This window comes from Longimicrobiaceae bacterium, from assembly GCA_035696245.1.
In the GTDB taxonomy this organism is placed as follows: Bacteria; Gemmatimonadota; Gemmatimonadetes; order Longimicrobiales; family Longimicrobiaceae; genus DASRQW01.
The window spans coordinates 1-8,032 of sequence record DASRQW010000378.1; the positions used below are offsets into that span (position 1 = coordinate 1).

Annotated in this window: 5 protein-coding genes; all 5 read left to right on the forward strand. The window is 69.1% G+C overall.

Annotated elements, in window-relative coordinates; genetic code table 11:
• Window positions 1-3,921, forward strand: a 3,921-nt coding sequence (locus VFE05_17175; GenBank protein HET6231811.1) for an amino acid adenylation domain-containing protein, incomplete at its 5' end; no start/stop codon positions are given.
• A 396-nt stretch (window positions 3,922-4,317) separates the two neighbouring features.
• Window positions 4,318-5,442: an endonuclease/exonuclease/phosphatase family protein gene (locus tag VFE05_17180; protein ID HET6231812.1), complete on the forward strand. Its 1,125-nt coding sequence runs from the start codon at window positions 4,318-4,320 to the stop codon at window positions 5,440-5,442.
• Window positions 5,439-6,191, forward strand: a complete 753-nt coding sequence (locus tag VFE05_17185; protein ID HET6231813.1) for a hypothetical protein — start codon at window positions 5,439-5,441, stop codon at window positions 6,189-6,191. The genes VFE05_17180 and VFE05_17185 overlap by 4 nt, the downstream gene beginning before the upstream one ends.
• Before the next feature lie 84 nt (window positions 6,192-6,275).
• On the forward strand, window positions 6,276-6,926 hold the full coding sequence (locus tag VFE05_17190; protein HET6231814.1) for a HigA family addiction module antitoxin: 651 nt from the start codon (window positions 6,276-6,278) through the stop codon (window positions 6,924-6,926).
• Window positions 6,927-7,195: 269 nt separating this feature from the next.
• Window positions 7,196-7,906 (forward strand): hypothetical protein, encoded by a 711-nt coding sequence (locus VFE05_17195; protein HET6231815.1) that lies wholly within the window; start codon window positions 7,196-7,198, stop codon window positions 7,904-7,906.
• Window positions 7,907-8,032: the final 126 nt, after the last annotated feature.

Consider the following 8,032-nt stretch of genomic DNA (forward strand, 5'->3'; position numbering starts at 1 on the left):
GGCGAGCTGGCCGAGAAGCTGAAGGCGTTCGGCCGGCAGGAGGGCGCGTCGCTGAACATGGTGGTGATGGCCGGCTACAATGTGATGCTCCAGAAGTACAGCGGGCAGGACGACATCGTGGTCGGCACGCTGGTGGGCAACCGGAACCATGCGGAGATCGAGCCGCTGGTGGGGTACTTCGTGAACAGCGCCGCCATCCGCACGCGCATGGACGACGACCCCACTTTCCGCCAGGCGCTGCTGCGGGTGCGGACGGCAATCCTCGACGCCGACGCCAACCAGGACCTGCCGTTCGAGCGGCTGGTGGACGAGCTGTCGGTGGAGCGCGACCTGAGCCGCAACCCGGTCTTCCAGGTGATGTACTTCCACCACACCTTCGTGAAGACCACGCACCACATCGAGAACTCGGCGATGCAGAGCCGCCTCAACATCCGCTCGCTGTTCGCGGAGACGGGCGTCTCGCTGGTGGACACCAAGAAGAGCAAGTTCGACCAGACGCTGGCCACGCTGGAGATGGCGGGCGGCATGCCCAGCATGGTGGAGTACAACGCCGACATCTGGGACCGCGACACCATCGCGGGGATGATGGAGCACCTGCGCATCCTCCTCGACCGGTTCGCGGACACGCCGGACGTGCCGATCTCGCAGGTCGACATGCTTTCGGAAGACGAGCGGCGGCAGATCCTGCACGGCTGGAACGACACCGCGCGCCCGTACGACACCTCCATTCCCGTGTACCGCCAGTTCGAGGCGCACGCCGCGGCGCATCCCGACGCGCTGGCGGTCGAGTCGGCCGGCGAATCTCTTTCGTACGGCGAGCTGAACGCGCGCGCCAACCGCCTAGCACGGCGTCTCCGCGCGCTCGGCGCCGGGCGCGAGACGCGCGTCGCCATCTGCACGGAGCGCTCGCCGGAGATGCTGGTGGCGATGCTCGGCGTGCTCAAGGCGGGCGCGGCGTACGTGCCCATCGATCCCGCCTACCCGGCGGAGCGCATCGCCTTCATGCTGGAAGATGCGGGCGTCCCCGTGCTCCTCACGCAGGAGCGGCTGGCCGCGCATCTCCCGTCCTTTGCGGGGACCACGCTCCGCATCGACGCCGACTGGGCGGACGTCGCGACTGAGTCGTCCGACAACCTAGCGGACGGGGCATCCGCGGAAGACCTGGCGTACGTCATCTACACCTCCGGGTCCACTGGCCAGCCGAAGGGCGTGCAGGTGGAGCACCGCTCGCTCGCGAACCTCGCCGCCTGGCACGCGGAGGCGTTCGGCGTCACCGCGGCAGACCGCGCGACGATGGTCGCCGGCACCGGCTTCGACGCGTCCGGCTGGGAGGTGTGGCCGTACCTGGCCGCCGGAGCCAGCCTGCACCCGGTGGACGACGACGTCCGCGGCGCCCCCCGCGACCTCGTCCGCTCGCTCGCGGATCGCCGCATCACCATCTCCTTCCTCCCCACGCCGCTGGCGGAAGCCGCGCTGGCCGAGGAGTGGCCTGCGGAGACCACCCTGCGCACGCTGCTCACCGGCGGCGACCGGCTGCGCTCGCATCCCAAGCCCGGCCTGCCGTTCACGCTCGTCAACGCCTACGGGCCCACGGAGAGCACCGTCGTCGCCACGTCGGGCGTCGTCGAGCCGCGGGAGGGCGCGACGGCGGCCCCGTCCATCGGCCGGCCCATCGCGAACACGCAGGTCTACGTGCTGGACCGGGCGATGCGGCCCGTGCCGGCGGGCGTGCCGGGAGAGCTGTACGTGGGCGGCGCCGGGCTGGCGCGCGGCTACCTGAACCGTCCGGAGCTGACCGCGGCGGCGTTCGTCCGTCATCCGTTCAGCGATGAGCCGGACGCGCGCCTGTACCGCACGGGCGACCGTGTGCGCTGGCAGGCGAACGGCGATATCGAGTTCCTGGACCGCGTGGACCAGCAGGTGAAGGTGCGCGGCCACCGCATCGAGCTGGGCGAGGTGGAGTCCGCGCTGGCCCGTCACCCCGGCGTGCGCGACGCGGTGGTGGACGCGCGCGGCCACGGCGCGGGCGAGCGGCGGCTGGTGGGCTACGTCGTCCCATCGGGAGATGAGGCGCCTTCGGCCGCCGAGCTGCGCGGCTTCCTCAAGCAGTCTCTGCCGGAGTACATGGTCCCGTCCGCGTTCGTGACGCTCGCCGCGCTGCCGGTGACGGCGAACGGCAAGCTGGACCGCGCCGCGCTGCCCGCTCCGGAAGGCGGGCGCGACGGCATGGCTGAAGAGTTCGCGATGCCGGTGGGCGCGGTGGAGGAGACGCTGGCGCGCATCTGGGGCGAGGTCCTGGGCGCGGAGAGCGTGGGCGCGAACGACAACTTCTTCGAGCTGGGCGGCGACTCCATCCTCAGCATCCAGGTGATCGCGAAGGCCGCGGCCGAGGGCCTGCGCATCACCCCCAAGCAGATGTTCCAGTTCCAGACCGTGGCCGAGCTGGCCCCCGTCGCCGGCACCGCCGCTGCGGTGGAGGCGGAGCAGGGCGCCGTCGTCGGCCCCGTTCCGCTCACGCCGGTGCAGCGCTGGTTCCTGGAGCAGGAGGTGGCCGAGCAGCACCACTTCAACCTCTCATTCCTCTTCGAGGCGCGGGAGGAGGTGGATCCCGCCCTGTTGGAGGCCGCCGTGGCCGCCGTGGTCGCGCACCACGACGCGTTGCGCCTCCGCTACCGTCTCGGCGATGGCGGGTGGGAGCAGCTCAGTGTAGATGCGGACCAGGCGGCGCCTTTCACCGTCGTCGACCTCTCGAACGTCGCGGCGGATGAGCAGGATGCGGCTGTGGCGGCGCACGGGACGGAGATCCAGGGCTCGCTGGACCTGGAGCACGGGCCTGCCATCCGCTTCGTCCTCTTCCGCTTCGGCGGCGGGCGCGCGCCGCGGATGCTGGTCGTCGCGCACCACCTGGTGATCGACGCCGTCTCGTGGGGCATCGTCCTCGCCGACCTGGAGCGGGCGTATTCGCAGCTCTCCGAAGGCCGCGCGGTCGAGCTGCCGCGGAAGACGACCTCGTTCCGCCAGTGGGCCGCGCACCTCGTGGAGCATGCCCGCTCGCCGGAGATGCGCGCCGAGGCGGCGTTCTGGGCCGAGCAGGGCCGCGGCCCCGGCCACGCGCTGCCGCTGGACCACGCAGGAGGCCGGAACACCGAAGGCACCTCCCAGCGGATGTGGGTGGGGCTGGACGAGGAGGAGACGCGCGCGCTGCTGCAGGACGTGCCGTCGGTCTACAGCACGCAGGTGAACGATGTGCTGCTCGCCGCGCTGGCGATGGCGTTCCGCGGCTGGACGGGTGAGGGCGACCTGCTCGTGGACCTGGAAGGCCACGGCCGCGAGGATCTGTTCGAGACGGTCGATCTCTCGCGCACCGCGGGCTGGTTCACGACCGTCTACCCGGTGCACCTCTCGCTGCCGGCGGACGGCGACCTGGGTGTCGCGCTCAAGGGCGTGAAGGAGCAGCTTCGGCACGTGCCGCACAAGGGCATCGGCTACGGCATCCTGCGCTACCTGAGCGACGATCCCGCCGTCGTGGAGCCGCTTCGAGCGCTGCCGGTGCCCGAGGTGAGCTTCAACTACCTGGGCCAGTTCGAGGGCGGCGCATCTCCCGATGCCGGTTCGCTCTTCACCGGCGTGCCGGGAGATGTGGGGCCCGCCCGCAGCCCGGCAGGTGAGCGCCCGCACCTGATCGCGGTGGACGCGCTGGTGGCGGGCGGGCACCTCCAGGCGACCTGGACGTACGGCACGGAGCTGCACGACGAGGACACCATCCGCCGCCTCGCCGAGGGCTTCGCGGAAGCGCTGCGGGCAATCGTCGCTCACTGCCGTGACCCGCACTCCGGCGGCTTCACCCCCTCGGACTTCCCCGAGGCCGGCATCGACCAGGACACGCTCGACCTGCTGATGGCCCAGCTCGGCGGCGACTGATTCGCGGGATCGGGCCGCTGTCTCATCGCGAGTCCGATCCGCCTTCGCATCGGAAGCACCGCGGATACGCAGGTCCGCGCCCTACACGGCTGGGATTTGGCGTAGTTTCGGCGGACGGCGACGACGGCGGTGTCGATGTTTCGCGTCGATGGTCGAGGACGGGCGGGCGCCTCGTCCGGAGGACGACCGCAGTTCGTAGCCGGTGGTTTCATACCACCGGCGAGCAGTTGGGACGAGGACGGAATCGAGCGAAGGGTGTAGATACAAAGCGAAGGTCCCTCGCCACGGCGGCGAGGGACCTTCGTGCATCTGGGAGATGGGTGGCTTGCGGTGGTACGATACGTGAACGTCCGGCGGGCCGGCCGATCATCCATCCAACACACCGACGCCTTCTCCATGCTCGCGACCGTGCTTCGCTGGACCCTGGTGGTGCTGGGCGTGCTCATGGCCGGCGGCACCGCCGCCAGCCTCAGCCGCGGCACGCACTGGGCAGTGCGCAACTGGGACTTCCCCCGCATGCAGATCGCCTTCGTGGCGGGCGCGTGCGGCATCCTCTACCGGATCTTCTTCTTCCGCAGTCTTCCGGCCGAGTGGGCGTACGTGGGCGCCATGGCGGCCGTGGTGCTGTGGCAGACGTACAAGATCTACCCGTACACACGCATCGGCCGGGTGCGCGTGGAGGCGAGCCGCCTGGGCGTGGAGGCCGCGCGCGAGGCGGGCGCGTCGTTCCGGCTGCTCATCTCCAACGTGCTGATGGAGAACGAGCAGCACGATCTCGTCCTGCGCCGCATCGCCGAGTGCGACCCGGACGCGGTGCTGCTGCTGGAGATCGACGCGCGCTGGGCCCGTGCCGTCGCACCTCTGGCCGAGCGCTACCCGCACGTGATCGCGCAGCCGCAGGAGAACTACTACGGGATGATGCTCTTCTCGCGCCTGTCGCTGGTGGAGCCGCAGGTGCGCTTCCTGGTGCAGCCCGACGTGCCGTCCATCCACACCGGCATCCTGCTGAAGAGCGGCGCGGTCGTCTATCTGCACGGCCTGCATCCCCGCCCGCCCGAGCCGCTGCGCAACCAGCCCTCCGCCCCGCGCGACGCGGAGTTCGTGGTGCTGGGCCACGAGATCGCGAGCGAGGACCCGCCGCGCCCCACCGTGGTCGCCGGCGACCTGAACGACGTGGCGTGGTCGCCCGTGAGCGAGCTCTTCCTGCGGCTGAGCGGGCTCATGGACCCGCGCATGGGCCGGGGGATGTTCAACAGCTACAACGCCAACAATGCGCTGATGCGCTTCCCGCTGGACCACGTGTTCCACAGCAACCACTTCCGCCTGCTGGAGCTAAAGCGGCTGGAGGCGGTGGGCTCGGACCACTTCCCCATCCTGGCGGAGCTGAGCTACGAACCCGATGCCTCCGCTACGCAGCCCGAGACGGCCGAGGAGCCCGGCGACCGCACCGAGGCGCGCGAGAAGGTGGAGGCCGAAGCCCACGCCGCCGCGACGGGCAGCGACCGCCCGGACGACGGATGAGCGCCCCGCCCGCGGAGCCGCGCGTCACCGCCGTGCAGCGCGCGCTGGCGTACGGGGTGCACGCGTACACCGCGAGCGGCATCGTCTTCGCCTTCCTCGCGGCGATGGAGATGTGCGGCCCGCGCCCCGACCCTCGCCGCGTCTTCCTCTGGCTCCTCGTCGCCGTGGCGGTGGACGCCAGCGACGGGCCGCTGGCGCGCGCGTTCGACGTGAAGCTGCGCGCCGACCGCGTGGACGGCCGCACCATCGACGACATCGTCGACTACTTCACCTTCACCTTCCTTCCGCTGCTCCTGGTCTGGCGGATGGGGTGGGTGCCGGCGCCGGGGCTGCTCTTCATCGGCCCCGCGCTCGTCGCCAGCCTCTTCGGCTTCGCGAACACCGGCGCGAAGGACGAGGGGGGCGGCTTCTTCCTGGGCTTCCCGAGCTACTGGAACGTCGTGGCGTTCTACGCGGGCGTCTTCTTCGACGTGCTGGGGCCGTGGGTGAACGCCGCCGTGATCCTGGCGCTCGCGCTGCTCACAGTGCTTCCGGTGCGCTTCATCTACCCCAACCTCGTGCCGCGCCCGTGGCGCACGCCCGTCCTCGCCGGCGCCGCCGTCTGGGCCGTCATGCTCGTCGCGATGGTGCCGCGCTACCCGCATCCCCCCGCCTGGCTCACCCTCGTCTCCACCATCTACCCGGTCTTCTATCTCGCCCTGTCGTTCTACCTCGACGCGAAAGGGCGGCGGGCGAGAAGGACAGCATAAACACGGGCTGGCTCCCTGTCACGGCTCTCGTTATAATGGATGGCGTACAGGGGCCCGCACTTCTCATGGTGACGAGAGAGACCGATGGATACGCTGTCAACGGATCGCCCGCCGAGGCATCCGGGCGAGGTGCTGCTGGAAGAGTTCATCAACCCGCTCGGGCTCTCGCTCGCCGAAGCGGCGCGGCGACTGCGCATCTCCTACCCGCGCCTGCACGAGATCATCCGCGGGAAACGGGCAGTCACGACCGACACGGCGCTGCGGATGGAGCGGCTGTTCGGGATCGATGCCAACTTCTGGCTCGACCTCCAGCGCGACTGGGACGTGTGGCGCGTGGTGCATTCCCCGGCGGCGAAGGACATGGAGCGGATCGAGGCGATGGAGACGCACGGGCGAATCGCCGCGCTCGATGGGGCGGTCCCCTCGCTGCCGCTTTCCCGCGCGCGCGCGACCTCCATCATCCAAGCCGCGGAGCCGGAGATTCGCGCGCTGGGCGTGCTGCGGCTGGCGCTGTTCGGGTCCGTCGTGCGCGACGAGGCGCGGCCGGACAGCGACGTGGACGTGCTGGTCCAGTTCGACGAGGAGCAGAAGACCTTCGCGAACTTCATGGCGCTCGCGGAGCTGCTGGAAGCGCGCCTCGGCCGCCGGGTGGAACTGGTGACCACCGAGGCACTGTCGCCGTACATCGGCCCCCACATCCTTGCCGAGGCGGCCGATGTCCTCCACGCCGCTTGAGTTCGTGCGGCACATTGCTGCGGAGGTGGACTACCTCGTCCCGCGCCCATGACGCACGCCCGTTCTCGCCAGCGCCGCCGTCTGGGCCGTCATGCTCATCGCGATGGTGCAGCGCTACCCGCATCCCCCGCCTGGCTGACCCTCGCCTCCACCATCTACCCGGCGTTCTATCTCGCGTTATCATTCTATCTCGACGCAAAACGGCGGCGGACGGCGGGCGAATCCCCTAGCTTCCCGGATCCGTGAACCACGATAGGGCTCGGTCGCCCTTGCTGATGAAGCAGTTAGCTATTGACGCCTTGTCCGGGAGCAATGAATCGATGGCTGCACCTCTTAAACCAGACGCCGTCGCGAGAGAGTTGCGGGAGGCAATTAATCGGCACGGCCATGCGTTCCAGAACGCTGTCCTCTCCCGTGCGGAAGCCCTTTTTCACGATCGGCGGTCCAACGCGAAATGGGTGTTCGACTGCGTGGAGGTGCCGGTTGAGGTACGCGGCCATTCCACACGCATCGACTTCCTTCTGCATCAAACCTCTTGGGACGGCGCTGGTGCAACGCGTTTCCTCGCCGCCGAGTGCAAGCGTGCCAACCCGGCTCTGTCCAATTGGTGCTTTGCGCGGGCGCGGTATCTCCGTAGGAACTTGGAAGATGATCGAAGCCCGATCATCGAACATGTGAGATACGACGGCGGGAATTTTCTATCTGAGCCGAAGGCGTTCAGCCACGGACGCGAGGTGTACGCCCTGGGATATGAGGTGCGGGCAGACAAAAAAGGAGACGGGCCTCCCGGCCGTGGCGCAATCGAAGAAGCCTGCGGTCAAGTCTTGAGAGGCGTCAATGGATTGGTTCAGCTACTTCGTGCTGCTCCGCATTTGCTGTATGTGAACCATCCGGTACCGATTATCCCGGTCGTTTTCACAACTGCCAATCTCTGGACGACCACGGTCGACTTGGGAAGTGCTGACCTAGAAGTCTGTTGAAAAACGCTGCGCCTCAGGGTGTGAAGCGGTAGATTGAGGGAGCGAATCTACTGGTGAACTCCTCTTCTGCGTAGAGCGATGCTCGGGCGAAACGACACTCCGCTGGAGCTGTTCCAGATGGTGGAC

What these genes read in the sequence shown, in the direction of transcription:
- VFE05_17180 (HET6231812.1), top strand. Translation starts at nt 4,318, where the DNA reads ATGCTCGCGACCGTGCTTCGCTGGACCCTGGTGGTGCTGGGCGTGCTC.
- VFE05_17185 (HET6231813.1), top strand. Translation starts at nt 5,439, where the DNA reads ATGAGCGCCCCGCCCGCGGAGCCGCGCGTCACCGCCGTGCAGCGCGCG.
- VFE05_17190 (HET6231814.1), top strand. Translation starts at nt 6,276, where the DNA reads ATGGATACGCTGTCAACGGATCGCCCGCCGAGGCATCCGGGCGAGGTG.